Genomic DNA, 19,985 nt, shown 5'->3' with positions numbered 1-19,985 from the left:
TACTGGAAGGAACCATGGCAGGACTGCGACTGATCGTCGGTCTGGGCAATCCCGGATCGGAACACGCCCGGACCCGGCACAATGCCGGGTTTCATTTCGTTGAGGCCCTGGCGGAGAAAGCCGGTGCGCGATGGAATGTGGACAGCAAGCTGTTCGGTGAGACCGCCAAGGTCGAGATCGCCGGGCAGACGGTGTGGCTGCTCAAGCCCGCCACCTTCATGAACCTCAGCGGCAAGTCGGTCACCGCCGCACAGCGGTTCTGGAAGATCGAACCGGAAGAAACCCTGCTCGCACACGACGAACTGGACCTGGCGCCCGGCGTGGCGCGGCTGAAGTTCGACGGTGGCCACGGCGGCCAGAACGGCCTGCGCGACACCATCCGCCTGCTCGGCCACGGCAAGTTCCATCGCCTGCGCGTGGGCATCGGCCATCCCGGCCACAAGGACCGCGTAGTGGGTTGGGTGCTGGGGCGCCCGTCCAAGGAGGACGACGTGCTGATCGCACGCGCCATCGACGATGCGATCGACGTGATGCCGCTGGCGGTACAGGGCGATTTCAGCGAAGCGATGAAGCGGCTGCACACCCCGAAATAAGCTGTAGGTACAGACCGTTGGTCGGTGTGGAACCATCCAATCCGCTAGGTACCGGCCGTTGGTCGGTACGGAACCAACCAATCCGGTAGGTACCGACCGTTGGTCGGTACGGAACCAACCAATCCGGTAGGTACCGACCGTTGGTCGGTACGGAACCAACCAATCCGGTAGGTACCGACCGTTGGTCGGTACGGAGAATGATTGGAAAAGCAGCGCCCAGGCCGCTGTTTCCCCAATCACTTTCACCCCAGAGAGCTGTCACCCATGGGTATCAAATGCGGCATCGTCGGCCTGCCCAACGTCGGCAAGTCGACCCTGTTCAATGCGCTGACCAAGGCGGGTATCGCCGCGGCGAACTTCCCGTTCTGCACCATCGAGCCGAACGTCGGCATCGTGCCGGTGCCGGACCCGCGCCTGAACGAGCTGGCGGGCATCATCAACCCTCAGAAGGTCATCCCGACCGCGGTCGAGTTCGTCGACATCGCCGGCCTGGTGGCCGGTGCCGCCAGCGGTGAAGGCCTGGGCAACAAGTTCCTGGCGCACATCCGCGAAGTCGACGCGATCACCCACGTGGTGCGCTGCTTCGAGCACGGCGACATCGTGCACGTGGCTGGCAAGGTCGATCCGATCTCGGACATCGAAACCATCGACACCGAGCTGGCGCTGGCTGACCTGGACAGTGTCGAGAAGGCGCTGAACCGTGCCGAGCGTGCGGCCAAGGGCGGCGACAAGGACGCAGCGGCGCGCAAGCCGGTGCTGGCCAAGCTGCAGGCTGCGCTGTCGGACGGCAAGGCCGGTCGCTCGGTCGGCCTGGACGAGGAAGAGAAGGCGCTGGTGCGCGACCTGTTCCTGCTGACCCTGAAGCCGGTGATGTACATCGCCAACGTGCTGGAAGACGGCTTCGAGAACAACCCGCACCTGGAAGCCGTGCGTGCGCATGCTGCCGCCGAAGGCGCGCAGGTGGTGCCGGTGTCGGCCGCGATCGAAGAAGAGCTGTCCCAGCTCGATGACGAAGACCGCGATACCTTCCTGGCCGACCTGGGCCTGAGCGAGCCGGGCCTGAACCGCGTGATCAACGCGGCCTACAGCCTGCTCGGCCTGCAGACCTACTTCACCGCTGGCGTGAAGGAAGTCCGCGCGTGGACCGTACGCAAGGGCGCCACCGCCCCGCAGGCTGCCGCAGTCATCCACACCGACTTCGAGAAGGGTTTCATCCGCGCCGAAACCATCGCGTATGACGACTTCATCAAGTACAAGGGCGAAGCCGGCGCCAAGGAAGCCGGTCGCCTGCGTCTGGAAGGCAAGGAATACCGCGTGCAGGAAGGCGACATCCTGCACTTCCGCTTCAACGTCTGATCCAGCGGCATCGGATCGACCCCGGACGCCCCGCCCTGTGCGGGGCGTTCGCGTTTCCGGCGATGGACAAAAAAACACCACGCTGCGAAACGCTTGCGGTGTGATGTTCGCCGGTACTTGTCCACAGCAAACTCCCATCGCTTTCCACGTCGGGTGTGGAAAACCGGCGAACCTGATGCAGCGCCGAGCCGATGCACGGCTGCGATGGACGTGAGCAGAGCGCGGGCTCGGCGCTACCTGCCTCGATCGTGCAGCGTGGACAAATTTTGACCACGCTTCGAAGCGCTTGCGCAGCAACACTCCCACCTACTTGTCCACATCAAATCCCAACCACTCTCCACGAGGGGTGTGGAAAACCGCGAAGAGGCATGGATAAAAAATAGCCACGTCCTGAAACGCTTGCTCCATGCGGTTCGCAGGCACTTGTCCACACCTAACCCCCATCGCTTTCCACGCGGCATGTGGAAAAAGCGCCCGGCACTCCCTTGCCGGGCACTTCCCGCATCACCAGGTGTACGACACGCCCATCTGCGCACTGATATCGCGGAAGCCCATGCCACCGCTCTGCCGGCTCAATTCACCCCAGCCTCGCCAACCGCCGGACAGATTCACCTGCACACCGGCCTTGGCTTCGTAGATGTCGCGCGGCAGCTGCCGCTGCAGGCGCTCGCCGTCCATCGCCAGGCCTGCGCCATTGCCGCCGGACCACCAGTTCACCGCCACGTACGGGTGCACCTGGCCCTGCGCCGGGCTCAACCCGCGGCTGTACAGGCGCAGGCCGAGGCGGCTGCTGGTCTCGCTACCGCCGCGGTCCTCGACCACCGTGCCGTTGGCCTCGACCACGCGGTCGCTGTCATAGCGGCTGTGAACCACCTGCAGCTGCGGTTCCAGGTAGATGCCGCGCTGCGCGGTGCGCCGCAGGGGAAGCACATAGCCGGCTTCGGCCGACGCACTCCAGTTGCGGGCGTCATAGCGCTCCTTCTGCAGGCCTTCGCCCTGCACGCTGTTGCGGAAGCGGCCGTACTGCAGCCAACCGTCCACATAGGCGCCGCCCTGCATGCGTGCATCCTGCAGCCAGGTGGCATAGGCGCCCACGCTGGTGCCGGTGACCACGCCCCGCGCGGCGTAGCCGGTCACCTGCGATCGGCTGTCATTGCGCGCACGGCCGTGACCGAGCATCGCACCTGCCTGCAGTTCGCCCTTGCCACCCACCTCGAAACGGCGGCCGACGCCGACCAGCACGCTGCTGATCTGCCCATCGACCTGGACCTGGCGGTTGCGGTCGTGGCTGTCGGGCTGCGCGCTGCGAAGGTGCATCCAGGCCACGGCATCGCCGCTGACGCCCGCTTCGGCGGCGGGATCACCGGCGCGGTCGTGCAGGCTGTGCCGGAACATGCCCAGCGCGGCGCTGCGGTTGGCCAGGTAGGCCGCCGGTTCCGGGCGTTCCACCTTCGGACGTGTCGGGTCAACTGGATCTACCGGATCGACGGGATCGACGGGATCGACAGGATCGACAGGATCGACAGGATCGACAGGATCGACGGGATCGACGGGATCGACGGGATCGACGGGGTCCACTGGATCCACTGGATCCACTGGATCGACAGGATCGACGTATTCCGAACGCAGGTACCAGTTGCCATCATCCGGGGTCGACACGCCGCCCTTGAACAGGAAGTAGTCGTAGGCACCGGCAACCGCGCGGCCCTGCAGGCCGAACTGAGCATCGGACTGGCCACCTACGGTGATCAGGCGGATGCCCTCCTGGGTCAGTGCACCGGCGCCGCCGGCATTGCGCACGCTCACGCTGGCGGTGCCGCTGCTGTTGCCGCTGATCACCAGCTGATCGCCGAGCGAGGTATCGTCCCCCAGTGCACGGTTGAAGATCCAGTGGCCACCGTTACCCACGTAGTCGCCGCTGACAGTGACGGTCTTGAAACCGCCCGCCGCCGGTGCATCGAAGGCAATGGTGCCGGCGTGTTCGAGTGCACCGACGCTGGAACTGTCACGCACGTTCCACTGGCTGCTGCCATCCAGCGCCAGCTGTGCGACCTGGTAACCGGAGTCGTTGCGCAGGGCGCCGCTGAACTGAGTACCGTTGCGCAGCACCATGTGCACCTCCGCAGTCGCGCTGTCGACGACCACGTCGCCGCTCAGGCGGCTGTTGTTCGCGGTGAAGCGGATCTCGGACGTTGCCACCGAGCTGCCATCAGTGAACACGGTATCGCTGACCCTCAGCAGTCGGCCGCCAACCAGGTCACCTGCCTGACGGGCGACAACGGCGGTATTGTTGAGTGTCAGTTCGTGGTTGCTTCCCTGCAGCCACAACGCTGGGCCGTCCAGGGTCTCGATCTGGCTGTCGTTGAACACCAGCCGATCCCAGTAGGGACCAAATACGGTGATGTAGGAACGATAGGCGCCCGAGTTCGTTCCCAGCGCCTGGATGTGCAGGGCGTCCGCAGTGAGCTTTGCAGTGTTCATCTGCACGATGCCGAACGAGGCTGCGCCATGGGTGGTGATCGAGCCGCCGTCCAGCTGTATGTCCGCGGTACTGCCGCCCAGGAACACACCACCGGACACCGCACCGTAGGTCGCAATGTCGAGATTCCTGGCACGGATCCGGGAGTAGGGCGTTGGAGGGTTGCTGCCGGAAGCGCGCAGGCCGTAGACGCCATCGCCATGGGTATCAATGCTGCCACCGGTGATCGTCGCGGTGCCACCCCATACGTCCACACCGTGGCCATACCCGTTGTCACCAAAGGTGCTGATCACAGTGTTGCTCAGGTCCGCCAGCGAGTCGGCACCGGACAGCCAGATCCCGGAACTGCCATCGCGCACGGTGAAGTGCGCGCCCTCGGCGGTCAACTTGCCCCAGCTGTTGACGTTGACGCCGTAGCCGCCGGTGCTTTCAAAGCGGGCATTGGTGATTTCCGCTGTGGCGAACGTTCGACTGGTCCGGTTTCCCATCAGTCGGATGCTGCTGCCGTTGGCGGTGGCGGTGCCCCCGGTGATGCGGAGGATCCCCCCGTTGTCAATGTCGAAGTAGCCATTGATGACATCCACATCGCGCAGCGACAACACGCTTCCGCTGCCGCTTGCGGACAGGCGGCCGCTGGAACCGTTGGTCGCCTGCGCGAACGTCATCGCCAGTGATTCCAACGAAAGCAGTGCGCCGCCGTCGGCATAGATGGCGCGGCCGGCACCGTTGCTGATCGTGGTACCCGATACATGCAGCTCGCTTCCACGTCCGCTGGAATACAGGGCATGACCATCGCTGCTTACACTGCCGCCATCGAGCCATATCTTGCCGCCGTTGGTGGCGTTGACCGTGCCGTAGCCGGAACTGTTGCGATAGGCATTGATGACCAGGTTGCTGGCGTGGATGACACTGCCGATGCCGGTTGCGTTGAGCGCATAACCGACGCCTGAACTTCCATTGCCAAGCTGTATGTGACCTCCCTGTACAAGAACACTGCCACCTGCGGAGGCCTGGATTGCGCTGCCGCCGCCGGTGACATCGACGCGCGTGCCATCGAGCGTTGCCGTGCTGCCGGCTCCGTTCACGTCCAGGGCGAAGCCGCCCATGGAGTGCAGCAGGGTATCGCTCGCATCCAGCTGCAGGGTCTGGCCATTGATGACCTTCAGCGGCCCGGTCAGATCGGCAGCGTGGACCGGCAGCGCCGCCCACAGGGCGGTGGCCAGCAGGCTGGGAAGAAGGGGGGCAGGCGCGAGGCGCGCGCGCCCGGGCGCACGGCGGTACCGTGTGGGGGAGGCGTACATTCTGTTGGACTTCCTGTGGCAGGGCGCAGCACGGCTGCGCGAACTGGCGCGGCAGGGCCGCGTCGCTGCGGAAGCCACACGCGATGGCAGCTGCAGGCGCCATCGGACTTCCGTCCCCCAGGGCGACGCAGCTACTGCCGGCAGGCGCACCAAGGCGGGATGCGTCCAGCCTAGAAATCGGCGCTGTCCTATGGAATCAGGCGTTTCCTAAAGCCGGTGCAGACCCTTGTACAGGGGCTGCAGGGTTCAGCCTGGAGTGGACCTCAGGCGAACAACGAGGCCTGCAGGCAGTACTCGATCAGCGCCTGATCACTGTCCACGCCCAGCTTGCGCATCGCGCTGATCTTCTGCGTGCTGACCGTCTTGGCGCTGCGCTGCAGCTGGCGTGCAATGTCGCCCACGCTCATGCCGCCGGTGAACAGCCGGATCACTTCCAGCTCGCGCGGCGACAGCCGCGCACGCACCGCATCGGCATCGGCCGGCTCGCTCGCCGCTACCGGCAGCAGGCCCGGGGGCCGGTAGACGCGGTCGGCCAGCACCACGCGCAGGGCCTGTACCAGGCTGCCCAATCCATGGCTCTTGAGCACCACGCCGCCGGCACCAGCGGCATACATCGCCGCAACCAACGACGGGTTGGACACCATCGTCAGCACCAGCAGGCGCGTCTCCGGGAAGCTGCGGCGCAGGAACGAGATCAGCTTGATGCCGTCCCCGAAGCGGTCGCCCCCTGGCATGCTGTAGTCGGTGATCACCGCCTGTGGCCGGGTCCGGGTCATCAGCTCGATCAGCGTCGCCGGGTCGGCCGCTTCGCCCACGACCTCGAGGTCCAGCTCCCCGGCCAGTACGTCGCGGATGCCGGCAAGCACGATCGGGTGGTCGTCGGCGATGAGGATCCGTGTGGTCATGGCGGGTTCGGGTCGTCAGATGAGGAAGGAGATACCGCGCCGAGCAGCGGATGCAGCAGCTGTTCGAGGCGTCGCTGGAAGCCGGCAAGCGGAGCCTCCTGGGTGACCAGGTCATCGCCGCCTGCGAGGCCCTGTTCGATCTGCAGGCCGCTGTCCACCAGCGCAGGTGCGCCGACGATGACCAGTGCGCCGCGGATGCGATGCAGTACCTGCACCACGCGCGCGGGATCGGCGGTGGCAATCGACTGGCGCAGGCTGTCCAGGTCAGCCTGCATGGTCTGCACGAACAATGCCTGCATTCTTGCGGGAACCTGCAGCGGCGGATCATCATCGCGCGTATCGGTGGATACAGGACTTTGCGGCGGCGCGGAAACCGCCACATCGCCCTGGGTGATCCGGATCAGCAGGCGTTGCAGCGCTTCCAGCGTGATCGGCTTGACCAGCACGCCCTGCATGCCCGATTCCTGGCAGCGTTGGCGTTCGGCCGGATCGGCGTTGGCGGTGGCTCCGTGGATCGGCACGCTGACACCGCGCGCCCGCAAGGCGCGCGCCAGGCCATAGCCATCCATCCCGGGCATGTTCAGGTCGGTCAGCACCAGCGCGAACGCGCCCTGCTGCCAGTAGCCCAGCGCTTCATTGCCATCGCTGGCGACCACGGCACGGCAGCCGAGCTGTTCCAGCTGGTCGCGCAGGATCGCCTGGTTGATCGGGTTGTCCTCGGCCACCAGCACCTGCAGGCCGAAACGACGCGTCGCCGGCAGGCGCCCTTCGGCGCTCGCCGCCAGTGGCTGGCCACTGGCCGCGGCCAACGCGAGCACGATCGCATCGAACCGGTGCAGGCCAACCTGCCAGAAGCCATCAATGTGCCGGGGGCGCACGCCGCCTTCGCGGCAGGCGACCACACGCGGTCCACCGGCCCACCGGGGCAGCGGGTCGTCAAGGACCAGGTCGAGCAGCACGGTGGGCGATGGCAAGTCTGCCGTGCTGTCTTCCCGGTACACGCTGGCCTGTGCACCACGCTGCTGCAGGCGTTCGCACAGCGATTGCACCAGCTCGCGCACGCCGCCCCGTACCTGGATCTGCAGGCCCGCAGGCAGCTGCGGCGCAGGGGATTGCTGCGGATCCGCCGGCGCCGGTGGCAGCGGCAGTTCGACGCTGAAGCTGCTGCCCAGGCCGCTCTCGCTGACCACACGCAGCTGGCCTTCCATCAACGCCACAAGATGCGCGCAGATGGCCAGCCCCAGGCCGGTGCCGCGCATCGCATCGGTGCCCGGGTTGGCCTGGAAGAACGGCTCGAACAGGTGCGCCTGGTGTTCGCTGGCAATGCCGATACCGGTATCGGCGACCTGCCACTGCAGCCAGCAGCGTTGCTCCTGCCAGCGTGCCGAAACGCGCACCACCACGCGCCCGCTGTCGGTGAACTTCAGTGCGTTGCTGATCAGGTTGTTGAGGACCTGGCGGATCCGCGCGGCATCACCGCACACCACGGGTGGCACGTCGGCATCGATGCAGGCGTAGAACCGCAGCCCCTTGTTGGCGGCCGCGGCAGCATACGAGTCGAGCGCATCCTCGGTCAGTCGCACCGGATCGAACGGGCTGGGCTCCAGGCTCAGTTGCCCGGCCTCGGCCTTGCTGACGTCGAGGATGTCGCTGATCAGCTGCATCAGGGTCGAGGACGAACGCTGGATCGTCGCCAGATAGTCCTGCTGCCGCGCATCCAGTGGTGTGAGTCCGAGCAGTTCGAGGGTGCCGAGCACGCCGTACAGCGGCGTGCGGATTTCATGGCTCATGGTGGCCAGGAACTGGCTCTTGGCCCGGTTGGCCTGGTCGGCGGCACGGCGCGCCTGCTGCAGCACCTGTTCGGCTTCATGCTGGCTGCTGAGATCGATGAACAGACACAGCACCGCCGGCTCGCCGCGATAGCGCGCCGGCGTCGCGGTCACCAGCAGGTGGCGGCCTTCGGGCGTGGTGTAGGCCAGCCCATCGCCGAGCGTGGTGCCTCCAGCGGCCAGCACGCTGCGCCGCCAAGGGCCATGCCAGCCTCCGCTGTGGTGGTCTTCGCCCAGCCAGCGGCGGGCGAGGGTGTTGTCCAGCAGCACATTGCCATCGGTACGGCGCAGCAGGCACAGCCCGATCGGCGCGTTGTCCAGGATGGTGCGGCTGAAGGCCTCGCTTTCCAGCAGGCGCGCGTGGTTGCTGCGCAGTGGTTCGATGACCGAACGCCGATACGCGCGCAGCAGCAGCGTGCCACCCAACGCCAGCAGCAGGGCCACCACGATCGCGCCGAGCAAGGGCCCCTGTGGGTGCTGGAACACCTGCCGCCAGCTGACGTGGTACACCGCCAGCCAGCCGCGCTCGCTGCGCATGCGGAACTGCAGGCCTGCAAGGCCGGCCTTCCAGGAGGTGCCAGCGTCACTGGCGTCTGCTGCATCGCCCAGCAGGCGCTGGCCATCGGTATCGAACAGCGACAGCCGCTGGAACACCGGAACACCCAGCACCTGCCGGTAGTCATCGACACGTCCCGGATCGAGCAGGCAGGCCAGCGCGGCCTGTGAATCCTTGTCGTCCTCGCCCCACAGGCGTGCATCCTGCGGCGCATGCGCGATGGCCAGCAAACGGGTCTGCCGGTCGCGCCACGGTACGCTCACCCAGACGATGCCACCGCGCTGCAGCGCCGGACGCGTGCCCATGACCCGGTGGATGTCGGCGATCGCCGGGCGCAGGTGATGCGGGCTGTTCTGGCTCGCATCGGTAACGCCGATCTGCACCGGTGCCAGCAGCCCGCGCGTGCCCTGGCCATCGACCAGCAGGCATTGCGGTGGTGGGTAGTGCGAGGCCGACCAGAACGTGCCGTAGAAGCGCAGGAAACGATCGCCCAGCTCGTTCGGTAGCGAAAGACTGGCTCCCTCGCTCCCGATCGCCGCGAAGTTGGCGAACAACGGGCCGCGTTGCAGTTCCACGCTGGCATCGGCAACCGGCTGTCCTCGTGCGCCGACATCGTGCAGCCGCCACTGGCGCAGGAAGCGCTCCTGCTCGCGAAGCGTGCCGTCCAGGCGGCGGAAGTGGTACTCGATCTTGCTGCGCTCTTCGTTCAAAAGTTGCGAGCCGGCAGACAGCAGCAGTCCGGCCTGCAGGGTCGCCAGCACCACCACGCCGATCAGCAGGGCGTGGACACGCAGTGAGCGGCGAGCGAGTCGGCGAACAGGGGCGGCCTCGGCCGGCATGGCGGGTCTCAGGGCAGGGGCGGACAGCGGCACCGGTGGCGGCAGCGCAAAGTCCGCCGCCACTGCACAGACAGGATCGTCAATGCCACTTGATGATGTTGTGAAGTCGCTGTGGAAACCGTGTCAGCTCAGGGCGGCTCGCGATCTTTCGTCCAGTCGCGGTGCTTCTTCGTCCAGCAGGCGGGTGAACTCATCTGAGGGCAGCGCCTGCGAGATCAGGAAACCCTGCACCTGGCTGCAGCCGAGCTGGCGCAACGCGGCCAGGTCGGCATCGCTTTCCACGCCCTCGGCCACGATGGTCAGCCCGAGCTGGTTGGCCAGCGCGATCACCGTCGACAAGGTCAGGTGCAGGGCCGGGTCACGGGCGCAGCCGCTGACCAGCGCGCGGTCGATCTTGACCTCGGTGAAGGGGGTATTGACCAGGTTGTGGACCGAGCTCAGACCCTGCCCGAAATCATCCTGGGCCAGGCCGAAGCCCTTCATGCGCAGCCGGCAGGCACCGGCGTAGAAGTCGCTGACGTGCCGCGTGGTGCTGTTTTCCATCAGCTCAAAGCACAATTCACCAGGCGTACCGCCGTTGGCCAGGGTCAGTGCCAGCAGTTCGTCGGGCAGGTCCGACTGCTCCAGCAGGTGAGGGGGCAGGTTGATCGATACCGGTACCCGGAACCCTTGTTTGCGCCAGCGTGCCTGTGCGCTGATGCTGGCCTTGAGCATCATCCGCAGCAGATCGCCCTCCAGCCCGTATCGGCAGATCGCCGGGAGGAAGCTGCCAGCGGCCAGCGTGCCCAGCTGCGGATGGCGCCAGCGCACCAGTGCCTCGGCCGCCACGACCCGCCCTGACTGCAGTGACTTCTTCGGTTGGAACCAGGCCGTCAGGCTGCCATCGGCCATGGCCTGGCGCAGCTGCGAAACATCCGGTTCGGGTGCAGCCGCCGCGCGCGTGGGGGCCTTGCCAGTGGCCGGACGCGCCTGCGCCAGCGCCTCGAACAGGGCATTCACTTCGGCGGCCGCCACCGGCTTGGGCAGCAGGCCGATCACCTCCAGCCCCAGTGATTCGGCCATCAGCCGTGCCGAGGTCATCATCCGCCGCGGGGCCGCGCTGACCACGGCAAGGCGGGGGGGGCGTGGCTGCGCCGCCAGCGCCTGGATGAACTGGATGCCGTCCTGCCCGGGCATCAGCAGGTCACTGACCACCAGGTCGTAGGGCTGGCAGGCACACAGTGCGATGGCGGCATCCACGTCTTCGCAGGCATCGACCTGGACGCCGGCACGGCTGCCGAAAAGATTGGCCAGGAAACCACGCTGGAAGGGCTGGTCTTCCAGGATCAGGACACGCTGGGTCATGCGGGATCTCCTTGGCGCAGGGCGGTGAGTGCCTTGCGCAGGCGGGCGATGTCGATGGGTTTGCTGAGGTAGCCCTGCATGCCACTGGCCAGGCAGCGCTCGCGCTCTTCGGCGGTGGCATTGGCGGTGGCGCCGATCACCGGTACCAGGTTGCCGTCATCGCGCAGCTCGCGGGCCAGCGCGTGGCCGTCCATGCGCGGCATGTTGATGTCGGTCACCACCAGATCGAAGCACTGCTCGCGGCACCGTTGCAGCGCTTCAATGCCATCCTGTGCCAGCTCCACGTCGCAGCCGAGGGTGCGCAGCTGCTCAGCCAGGATCACCCGGTTGATCGGGTTGTCCTCGACCGCCAGCACGCGCAGCCCCAGCGGCACGGGCGGTGCCAAGCGCGTGGTCTCCGGCTGCGCCGCACGTTGCTGCTGCACGTTGGCCAGCGCATTGCCGATCGCGGTCATGCCATGCAGGGTCACGACCAGGCTGCCATCGGCGGCAGTGATCGGCTGGTCACCGCCCTCGATCGATGCCACCACGCGCGGGCCCGACCATGCCAGCGGAGTGGCTGCTTCGCCATCCATCAGGATCGCGCCGTCATGGTCCAGCAGCGTCGGGTCACCAAGCAGGGGCTGCGCGTTGGCACCCCAGCGACACAGCCAGCCACAGGCACTGTCGACCAGCTCGCGGTCGCGGCCGCGCACCAGGATCGGTGGTTCCGGCAGCAATGTGGGCCCATCCTCGGCAGCGGCCAGCACCGGCAATGGCAGGCGGACGCTGAAGCTGCTGCCCAGGCCCGGCTCGCTCACCACCTGCAGCTCGCCGCTCATCAAGCGCACCAGACGGTCGCTGATGGACAGGCCCAGGCCGGTACCCTGCGCGCTGGCCGCGCCGCGGACCTGGCGGAACGGTTCGAACAGCCGCGCCTGTTCCTCCGCAGCGATACCCACGCCGGTATCGGTCACCTGCCAGGCCAGCACGCTCGATTCACCTTCGCGCTGCACCTGGCGCACGCGCAACATCACCCGGCCATGCTCGGTGAACTTGATCGCGTTGCTGAGCAGGTTGCCCAGCACCTGGCGGATGCGGTCGGCATCACCGAGCACCCGCGTCGGCAGGCGCGGATCGGTGCAGACCAGGATCTGCAGGCCCTTGCAGGTGGCTGACGCGGCGAAGCTGCGCAGCACACTCTCGGTCAGCTCGCGCGGCGAGAACGCCGCCGGCTCCAGGCTGAGCTGCCCTGACTCGATCTTGGACACATCCAGCACATCACTGATCAACTGCAGCAGGACCGACGAGGAACTCTCGATGGTGCGCAGGTATTGCGACTGCCGGGCGTCCAGCGAGGTGTGCCCCAGCAGCTCCAGCGTGCCCAGCACGCCGTACAGCGGAGTGCGGATTTCATGGCTCATGGTGGCCAGGAACGCGCTCTTGGCCTGATTGGCCGCATCGGCCGCCTGGCGTGCCGACGACAGTGCGGCCTGTGCCTGGCGGTGTCGGGAAATATCATGGAAGACGCATAGCAGCACATCATCGCCCTGGTAGCGGCAGGCGGCGTGCAGCACCTGCAGCTGGCGCCCGTCGCGGGCGGTGAATTCCAGTCCGCGCCCGCGCTCGCCGGCATGTCCGCGCCATGGCGCCTGCCAGTCGCTGTGTTCGCCTTCCTCGCCGAGCCAGTCGCGCAGCAGCTGGTTGGACAGCAGCAGCGCGCGGTCGTTGCGGCGCAGGACGCAGATGCCGACCGGCGCCATGTCGATCACCGTCGAACTGAAGTCCAGGTTCTCCAGCAGGCGGCGGTGCTGCTGCAGGGCCGGCTGGATCAGCTGCAGGTCCACGCGATGCCGTAGCAGGCGCAGCGCAACACCGGCCAGCAGCAGCAACAGCACGCAGACCAGCAGGGGCACGGCCAGGTCGCCCAGCAGCAGCTGCGGCGGCAGGTGGTAGACCAACCGCCAGCCGTCATTGCCGACACTTTTCACCAGCGCTACGCCGCGCGGCAGGCCGCCGCTCCATAACGTACCGAAGCTGTCGTCCTGGCGTTCCCGCAGGATTGTCCAGCCCGCGCGATCCAGCCGCGGCGCCTGGCTGGACAATGCAGGCTGCCCAGAACGGTCGAGCAACGCATAACCGCCGATGCCCTGGCCATCGATCATGCCCGCCGCTGCATCTGTATCAAGCAGCAGTACCAGCCACTGCGCCGGATGGGGACCGGACTGCACCGGCTGCGCCAGTGCGACGCCACGGTCACCCGGGCGCAGCCAGTACACCCGGTCAGCGCCCTCGAGGCTGCCGTTGCGCGCCTGCAGTGCACGCAGCGACGGCAGGCGCGCCAGGTCGACGTCGACCGCGTCGCCGGCCAGCCAATGCGCACCCCGCGCATCGACCAGCAGCAGGTGCGTCTGCAGCGCCTGCAGCGTGTGCTCGGCACGCGCTGACAACAGCAGCCGTTGTCCCGGCTGGCCACCGGGACCATCCAGCGGCACCTGGCGCATCCCTTCGCTGTCCGCAGCTGGCGCATCCGGGCGGCCGGCCAGCACCGAATCGCCCAGGTAGCGCAGCAGGGCTTCGCGCTGGTCGAAATAGATCTGGGCCCTGTAGGCCGCTGCATTCATCTCGCGGCGATGGGTCGAGATGTCCTCGGTGAATGCCGTGAGCAGGTAGAACCCGGCCGCGGCGGCCAGGCAGATGAAGACACAGACGGTCAGGCAGCGCAACAGCACCGACGCGGTGGTCGATGGCACTGTCTTCTGCAGCGAAGGGCGGGGGAAGCGGAACATGCAACGATGCTAGGAAGCGGCGCGGACGGCGCGGAATCAGCTGTTTCCTAAAATCTCCGGCTGGCCGACCGGCCCGGAGCCTGCACGCGGGCACTGTTCAGGTGGCAAAAAAAGGAACCCCCGCCGAAGCGGGGGTTTCCTGTACCGACATTGGCCGGGCACTTACAGCGCGCTGCCACCGAACTTGTGGGTGTACTGCAGGTTGATGGTGCGGCCGACGCTGTCGAACCAGGACACGTCGTAGTACGGATACGCGGTGTAGGTGGCATCCTTCGGCGGCATCTTGTTGAACACGTTGACCACCGACAGCGACAGGCGCGAATGGTCGTCGAAGCGATACTGCACCGAGGCGTTGTAGCGGTAGGTCGCCTTCACGTAGGGGCTGTCACCGCTTTCCCAGTCGAACGACTGGTCGTAGTTGTCCGAGGTCGGCAGCTTGCCCAGGCGCGAACCGTAGACCGTGGCCGACCACGCGTCCTTCTCCCAGGTCACGCTCAGGCTGGTCTTGGTGCGCGGGATGTCGAATCCGCTGTTGACCGCGAACTGGTCCAGGGTCGGATCGCCGGGGTAGCGCTGGAAATCGTGCTTCTTCACCCAGGTGTGGGTGCCATTGAGGATGAAGTCGCCGATACCGGTCTGCAGGCGGTAGCGCAGGCCGACGTCGATGCCGGAGGTCGACTCGCGGGCGACGTTGATCGGCGCCACGCGCACGCCGTACAGGCGGCCGTCGCTGGTACGGGTGATGCGGTCGAGCGCGTCCACGCAGGTCGGCGAATTGATGTCGGCACTGCCGAGCCGGCAGTTCGCTTCGTTGGCCAGGAGGGTGCGCACATCCATGTCCTGCACCTGCTTGCGCATGTCGATGTCGAACCAGTCCACCGACAGGTCCAGGCCGATCGCCGGCGACCAGACCAAGCCTGCACTCCACGAGGTGCTGGTTTCCGGGTCGAGCTGGCGGTTGCCGGTGCGGCTGCGGATCAGGTTGCGCTCGTAGTCGGAACAGTCGCTGGCGCCATCGGCGCGGCAGCTGTACAGGTCTTCGGCGGTGGTCTCGTCGTTGCCCGGTCCGGCGAACACGTAGTGCAGGTCCGGCGCGCGGAACGCGGTGCCATACGAACCGCGTACCAGCAGCGTGTCGATCGGGCGCCATTCCAGACCGCCGCTCCAGGTCGCCTTGCCGATGGTGTGGCCGGAATAGCGGTACTGGTCGTAGCGGCCGGCCACGCTCAGGTTGACCGTCTCGTGCAGCGGCATGCGCAGCTCGGCGGCGGTCGCCCAGCGGTTGCGCGAGCCCTGGCCGTCCGAATCCTTCCAGCTGTAGTAGTAGTACTGGGTGGCCAGCGGATCGGGATTCAGCGCATAGGCCTGCTGGCCCACTTCCACGGTCGCGGCGAACCCGGCATCACCGCCCGGCAGGCCGAACAGCGCGGAATTGGTCAGCGTGAATGCAGCCGTCTCGGTGCGCGACTTCGGCGAATAGGTGGTGCGTGCGGCAATCGAATCGTACTCGGCGCGGGTCAGCGGCCGGTACAGCCGCGACGGGGCCGCGTTGTAGATCGGGAAACCGTCGTCGTCCACGCCCAGCTGCGGGCCCAGGAACAGGTCATTCGCCTTGGAGGCGATGATCTGCGCCCAGCTGATCCGCGACTGGTACTGCGAATGGCTCAGCGCCGCTTCGTAGTCCCAGTTGCCGGCCAGATTGCCCTTGAAGCCGGTGGTCACGCTGAAGGTCTTCTGCGTGCTGCGCACCATCGCATTGCGCAGGCCCCCCATTTCCTCGGGTGAGAACTGGCGCTGCCAGAACTCGATCTCGCCGGTGGCCTGGTTGTTGAAGTAGCCCGACTCATCGCCATTGGCGTCCATGCGGCCCCACTTGGTGACGTCGCGCATCAGCGACATCGTGTGGTAGCCCAGCTGCACATCGGCGAACCATTGCTGGCCGTTGTCGAAGTCGTAGCTCAGCGAGGCGTAGCCATTGGCGCCGCGGCGCTTGCTGAGGATGGTGCCGTAGCCGATCGAGCTGTCGCTGCCGCAGTAGTAACCGTAGCGCGGGCGGTAGGCGCGGTAGGTGCTGCCCTGGTTCTGCCCGGCCAGCGCTTCGCAGGTGGCCGCGCCCGGATCCAGGTAGTCGTCGTTGTAGTCCGTACGCAGGTAAGCGCGGCGGGCGATGCGCGAGCCCTCGGTGGGGCCGTCCTGGGTCGAATCCTGGATGTCGCGCTCATAGGCCCACAGCGGGGTCTGCGACTGCAGCTCGACGCTGTACACGGCGTTGAAGTTGCCGCGGCTGAAGCCGCTGGCCAGGCTCATGTCGAACGACTCGCCACCGCCTTCGCTGGTGGTGCCCATGCGCATGTCGATCGTGGTGCCGTCGGCCTTCTTCTTCAGGATGAAGTTGACCACGCCGGCGATCGCGTCCGAGCCGTAGATGGCCGAGGCGCTGCCGGTCAGCACTTCGATGCGCTCGATCATCCCCAGCGGGATGTTGGAGACATCGGTGAAGTTGCTGCGGCCCTTGAACGGCATCGGGAAGTCGGCGATGCGGCGGCCATTGACCAGCACCAGCGTGTGGTTCGGGCCCAGGCCGCGCAGGTCCACCTGCTGGGCGCCCGGCGAGAAGTCGGCGCCGCTGGAAGACTGCTGGCTCTGGGTCTCACCGCCGTTCTGGGTCATTGCACGCAGCACGTCCGGCACGCTGGTGAAGCCGCTGGAGCGGATCTGTTCGGCGTCGATCACCGTGATCGGGGCGGGGCCTTCCACCTGGGCGCGCGGAATGCGCGAACCGGTGACCTGCACCGCATCCAGTTGTTGAACCGGGGAGGAAGCCGGTGCCTGGGCCGCCGCGGAAGCAGCCACGCCCATCAACGCCAGCTGGATCGACCACGCCATCGCCTTTCTACGCATGAGGAATTCTCGGAAATGAAGCCGGCCCGCAGAGGAGGGGCCCTGTCCCCCATTCAGATTTCCGGAACGGGCGCGCGCATTTAACGCCTTTTTCATGTCCTTGACTACTGGGTCCCTATCTGGCAAAGAGTGGAAACGCTTGCAAGTCGATTTTGTTCAGGGAGATCAAGATGCGACGCCTCCATCGGACCCTGCGTGCCCCCTTCGCCTGGCTGGCGCTGCTGGTCTTGGCCGTGCCGTTGGTCGCCCTTGCGCAGGACCTGCAGGGCCCGGGCTTCGCCTACTACGAAGCCGGCGATCTCGACGCGCCCCGGCCCGGTCCGCGCGCACCGGCCATGATGCTGATGGGCGGTGGCGAATGGGTGCCGGAGGCCTTCCACTGGTGGCTGAAGCAGGCTGGCAATGGCCGTGTGCTGATCCTGCGCGCTTCTGGCAGTGATGAGCTGCAGGACCGCCTGTACCGCGAGATCGGCGGTACCACCGCAGTGCAGACGCTGGTGTTCGACAGCCGCCGCGGCGCCGACGATCCGGCCGTGCTGCGCGTGGTTGCCGCAGCTGATGCCATCTTCATTGCCGGTGGTGACCAGTCGCGCTACATCCGCTTCTGGAAGGGCACTGCGCTCAACCGCGCGCTGAACGCCCACGTGCGCGCTGGCAAGCCGATTGCCGGTACCAGTGCGGGGCTCGCCATCCTCGGTGGCTATGCCTACGGCGCGATGGACGGCGGCAGCATCACCTCTGCCGGCGCCCTGGCGGACCCGATGGGCAGCGCGGTGACCATGGACAGCGGCTTCCTGCAGATGCCCTACCTGCAGCGCGTGGTCACCGACACCCACTTCGACAAGCGCGACCGGCTCGGTCGCCTGATCGTGTTCGTGGCGCGTGCCGCACAGGACAGTGGCGACCCCGACATCGTCGGCATCGGCGTCGACGAGGACACCGCCCTGTGCGTGGAGCCTGATGGCCAGGCGCAGGTCTACAGTGCTGACGGCGAGGGCAAGGTCTGGGTGGTCAACCCTGGCCGCGATGCCGACCGCCTGGTCGAGGGCGAGCCGCTGCGCTTCCGCGCGGTGCCGGTAACGGTGGTCGCCAGCGGCAGCCGCATGCGCCTGGATGACGTCCAGGCCGAGGCCGACTATCAGGCCGTGGCCGACGTCAGCGACGGTGAGCTTGAGTTCACGCTTCGGTAGTGCCGGCCGCTCGCCGGCAACCCACCTTCCCTGATACGCCCCCCGCCGGCCAGCGGCCGGCACTACCCTGCAATCCATTCCCCGCTACTGCTGGAGACGTATCCGATGAAACTGCGCCTGGCGCTGTCTGCGCTGCTGTCCCTGCCCATGCTTGCCCAGGCCGCACCGGCCGCTTCACCGCTGCTGGTCATCCACGGCGGCGCCGGCGTCGAGCGCAAGGACCTGTCGCCGGCCGAGGAAAAGGCCGCACGTGACGCGCTGCGGGCGGCACTGCTGAAGGGCCATGCGGAACTGGCGGCGGGGCGCCCCGCGCTGGCCGCAGTCACCGCCGCGATCACCGTGCTGGAGGACGATCCCACCTTCAACGCCGGCAAGGGCGCGGTGTTCACCCACGACGGCCACAACGAGCTGGATGCGGCGGTCATGGATGGCGCGAACCAGGCGGCGGGCGCGGTGGCGGGCGTGCAGCGGGTGCGCAACCCGATCCTGCTGGCGCAGACCGTGATGCAGAAATCCCGCCACGTGATGATGGTCGGGCAGGGCGCCGAAGCCTTCGCGGCCGAGCAGGGCATTCCTCTGGTCGATCCCTCCTACTTCCGTACAGAGAAGCGCTGGCAGCAGCTGCAGCGCGCGCTGAAGGAAGAGGCCAGCGGCCAGGCGCATGCTGACCTGGAGACTGCAAAGCACTTCGGTACCGTTGGTGCGGTCGCATTGGACGCGCAGGGGCATCTGGCCGCCGGCACCTCCACCGGGGGCATGACCAACAAGCGTTACGGCCGGGTCGGTGACTCGCCGATCATCGGTGCCGGCACCTGGGCCGACGCACGCTGCGCGGTGTCCGGCACCGGGTGGGGCGAGTACTACATCCGCACTGCGGCCGCGCACGAGATCTGCGCGCGCATGCGCTACCAGGGGCAGAGCCCGGAGCAGGCCGGCAAGGGCGTGATCAACGAGACGATTCCGCAGATGGGCGGCGACGGCGGTGCGATCGTGCTCGGCGCAGACGGAAAAATGGCCACGCCGTTCAACACCCAGGGCATGTATCGGGGCTGGATCGGCGGCGACGGCGTCCCTCATGTCGCAATTTTCGCCAACGAGACCCTGCCGGTTCCCGGGCAATAACCTTGCGTATCAATGGGTTTGCGACAGCGTGTGAAAAAAATGGAAAAAAGCGTTGACAGCCCCCCGTCCCATCAGCAGAATAAGCGGCTCACCACCACACACCGCAACGCTTCGGCGGCAACGGAATGGGGTGGTAAGGAGGGATACCCAAGCGGCCAACGGGGGCAGACTGTAAATCTGCTGGCTTACGCCTTCGGTGGTTCGAATCCACCTCCCTCCACCAGTTTCACGTTGTGACATTCCCGGCGCGGGAGTAGTTCAATGGTAGAACCTCAGCCTTCCAAGCTGATGGTGCGGGTTCGATTCCCGTCTCCCGCTCCATTGAATGAACTTTGAATATTATCGAGTTCATGTCATAATGCAAAACTCGGCTCACGTAGCTCAGTCGGTAGAGCACTTCCTTGGTAAGGAAGAGGTCGAAGGTTCGATTCCTTTCGTGAGCACCATCTTAAGCATCACCTCTCAGACGAATTCGAGATAAGCAGCCATGGCCAAGGGTAAGTTCGAGCGCACCAAGCCGCACGTCAACGTCGGCACCATCGGTCACGTCGACCACGGCAAGACCACGCTGACCGCCGCACTGACCAAGATCGGTGCCGAGCGCTTCGGTGGCGAGTTCAAGGACTACTCCTCGATCGACGCCGCTCCGGAAGAAAAGGCTCGTGGTATCACGATCTCGACCGCGCACGTCGAATACGAATCCCCGGTCCGTCACTACGCCCACGTCGATTGCCCGGGCCATGCTGACTACGTCAAGAACATGATCACCGGTGCCGCCCAGATGGACGGCGCGATCCTGGTG

11 protein-coding genes and 3 tRNA genes are annotated in these 19,985 nt (G+C 66.6%); 8 read left to right on the top strand and 6 right to left on the bottom strand.

All coding sequences use genetic code 11. From position 1 onward, the window contains the following. Window positions 1-14: 14 nt before the first annotated feature. Both pth and ychF read left to right on the top strand, forming a co-directional pair. Entirely contained in the window at window positions 15-593 is a 579-nt protein-coding gene (gene pth, locus AC5P78_RS15990; RefSeq protein WP_005408192.1) for an aminoacyl-tRNA hydrolase, read from the top strand. Window positions 594-857: 264 nt separating this feature from the next. Further along, entirely contained in the window at window positions 858-1,949 is a 1,092-nt protein-coding gene (gene ychF, locus AC5P78_RS15985; RefSeq protein WP_005408193.1) for a redox-regulated ATPase YchF, read from the top strand. Window positions 1,950-2,453: 504 nt separating this feature from the next. On the opposite strand, the gene AC5P78_RS15980 is transcribed toward ychF, so the two are convergent. The 6 genes from AC5P78_RS15980 to AC5P78_RS15955 all read right to left on the bottom strand — a co-directional run bounded on the left by AC5P78_RS15980 (window position 2,454) and on the right by AC5P78_RS15955 (window position 16,871). Next, window positions 2,454-5,729 carry an autotransporter outer membrane beta-barrel domain-containing protein gene (locus tag AC5P78_RS15980; protein ID WP_495217296.1) on the bottom strand — a complete coding sequence of 1,092 codons (3,276 nt, stop codon included), beginning with the start codon at window positions 5,727-5,729 and terminating at the stop codon, window positions 2,454-2,456. Between the two features lie 263 nt (window positions 5,730-5,992). Further along, on the bottom strand, window positions 5,993-6,634 hold the full coding sequence (locus AC5P78_RS15975; protein ID WP_005408195.1) for a response regulator: 642 nt from the start codon (window positions 6,632-6,634) through the stop codon (window positions 5,993-5,995). After that, complete coding sequence (locus tag AC5P78_RS15970; RefSeq protein WP_005408196.1) at window positions 6,631-9,858, bottom strand: hybrid sensor histidine kinase/response regulator; 3,228 nt, start codon at window positions 9,856-9,858, stop codon at window positions 6,631-6,633. Before AC5P78_RS15970 ends, AC5P78_RS15975 begins: the two co-directional genes overlap by 4 nt. A 123-nt stretch (window positions 9,859-9,981) precedes the next feature. Beyond that, window positions 9,982-11,202 carry an EAL domain-containing response regulator gene (locus tag AC5P78_RS15965; protein WP_005408197.1) on the bottom strand — a complete coding sequence of 407 codons (1,221 nt, stop codon included), beginning with the start codon at window positions 11,200-11,202 and terminating at the stop codon, window positions 9,982-9,984. After that, window positions 11,199-13,970: a response regulator gene (locus tag AC5P78_RS15960; RefSeq protein WP_012479230.1), complete on the bottom strand. Its 2,772-nt coding sequence runs from the start codon at window positions 13,968-13,970 to the stop codon at window positions 11,199-11,201. The genes AC5P78_RS15965 and AC5P78_RS15960 overlap by 4 nt, the downstream gene beginning before the upstream one ends. A gap of 162 nt (window positions 13,971-14,132) precedes the next feature. Further along, complete coding sequence (locus AC5P78_RS15955; protein ID WP_012479231.1) at window positions 14,133-16,871, bottom strand: TonB-dependent receptor plug domain-containing protein; 2,739 nt, start codon at window positions 16,869-16,871, stop codon at window positions 14,133-14,135. Window positions 16,872-17,041: 170 nt separating this feature from the next. Here AC5P78_RS15955 and AC5P78_RS15950 point away from each other — a divergent pair, with 170 nt between their 5' ends. From AC5P78_RS15950 to AC5P78_RS15925, 6 genes are all read left to right on the top strand, one after another. Further along, the gene (locus tag AC5P78_RS15950; protein ID WP_012479232.1) at window positions 17,042-18,061 is read left to right on the top strand and encodes a cyanophycinase; all 1,020 of its coding nucleotides are present in this window, start codon (window positions 17,042-17,044) and stop codon (window positions 18,059-18,061) included. A 105-nt stretch (window positions 18,062-18,166) separates the two neighbouring features. Beyond that, window positions 18,167-19,183: an isoaspartyl peptidase/L-asparaginase family protein gene (locus AC5P78_RS15945; protein ID WP_024957319.1), complete on the top strand. Its 1,017-nt coding sequence runs from the start codon at window positions 18,167-18,169 to the stop codon at window positions 19,181-19,183. 137 nt (window positions 19,184-19,320) lie between these two features. Then, window positions 19,321-19,406, top strand: a tRNA-Tyr gene (locus AC5P78_RS15940). Between the two features lie 24 nt (window positions 19,407-19,430). Continuing rightward, a tRNA-Gly gene (locus AC5P78_RS15935) sits at window positions 19,431-19,504 on the top strand. Window positions 19,505-19,553: 49 nt separating this feature from the next. After that, window positions 19,554-19,629: transfer RNA gene (locus AC5P78_RS15930), tRNA-Thr, on the top strand. A 41-nt stretch (window positions 19,630-19,670) separates the two neighbouring features. Further along, window positions 19,671-19,985, top strand: a 315-nt coding sequence (locus AC5P78_RS15925; protein ID WP_258010329.1) for a GTP-binding protein, incomplete at its 3' end; no start/stop codon positions are given.

The sequence above is a fragment of the Stenotrophomonas sp. YJH_SMC_133 genome, assembly GCF_059370655.1.
This window is presented reverse-complemented; position numbering and strand designations above follow the sequence as displayed.

Excerpts from the sequence above, each read along its gene's own strand:
- pth (WP_005408192.1), top strand. The coding sequence starts at position 15 with ATGGCAGGACTGCGACTGATCGTCGGTCTGGGCAATCCCGGATCGGAA.
- AC5P78_RS15945 (WP_024957319.1), top strand. The coding sequence starts at position 18,167 with ATGAAACTGCGCCTGGCGCTGTCTGCGCTGCTGTCCCTGCCCATGCTT.
- AC5P78_RS15955 (WP_012479231.1), bottom strand. The coding sequence starts at position 16,871 with ATGCGTAGAAAGGCGATGGCGTGGTCGATCCAGCTGGCGTTGATGGGC.
- AC5P78_RS15960 (WP_012479230.1), bottom strand. The coding sequence starts at position 13,970 with ATGTTCCGCTTCCCCCGCCCTTCGCTGCAGAAGACAGTGCCATCGACC.
- AC5P78_RS15975 (WP_005408195.1), bottom strand. The coding sequence starts at position 6,634 with ATGACCACACGGATCCTCATCGCCGACGACCACCCGATCGTGCTTGCC.
- AC5P78_RS15950 (WP_012479232.1), top strand. The coding sequence starts at position 17,042 with ATGCGACGCCTCCATCGGACCCTGCGTGCCCCCTTCGCCTGGCTGGCG.
- AC5P78_RS15965 (WP_005408197.1), bottom strand. The coding sequence starts at position 11,202 with ATGACCCAGCGTGTCCTGATCCTGGAAGACCAGCCCTTCCAGCGTGGT.
- AC5P78_RS15980 (WP_495217296.1), bottom strand. The coding sequence starts at position 5,729 with ATGTACGCCTCCCCCACACGGTACCGCCGTGCGCCCGGGCGCGCGCGC.
- ychF (WP_005408193.1), top strand. The coding sequence starts at position 858 with ATGGGTATCAAATGCGGCATCGTCGGCCTGCCCAACGTCGGCAAGTCG.
- AC5P78_RS15970 (WP_005408196.1), bottom strand. The coding sequence starts at position 9,858 with ATGCCGGCCGAGGCCGCCCCTGTTCGCCGACTCGCTCGCCGCTCACTG.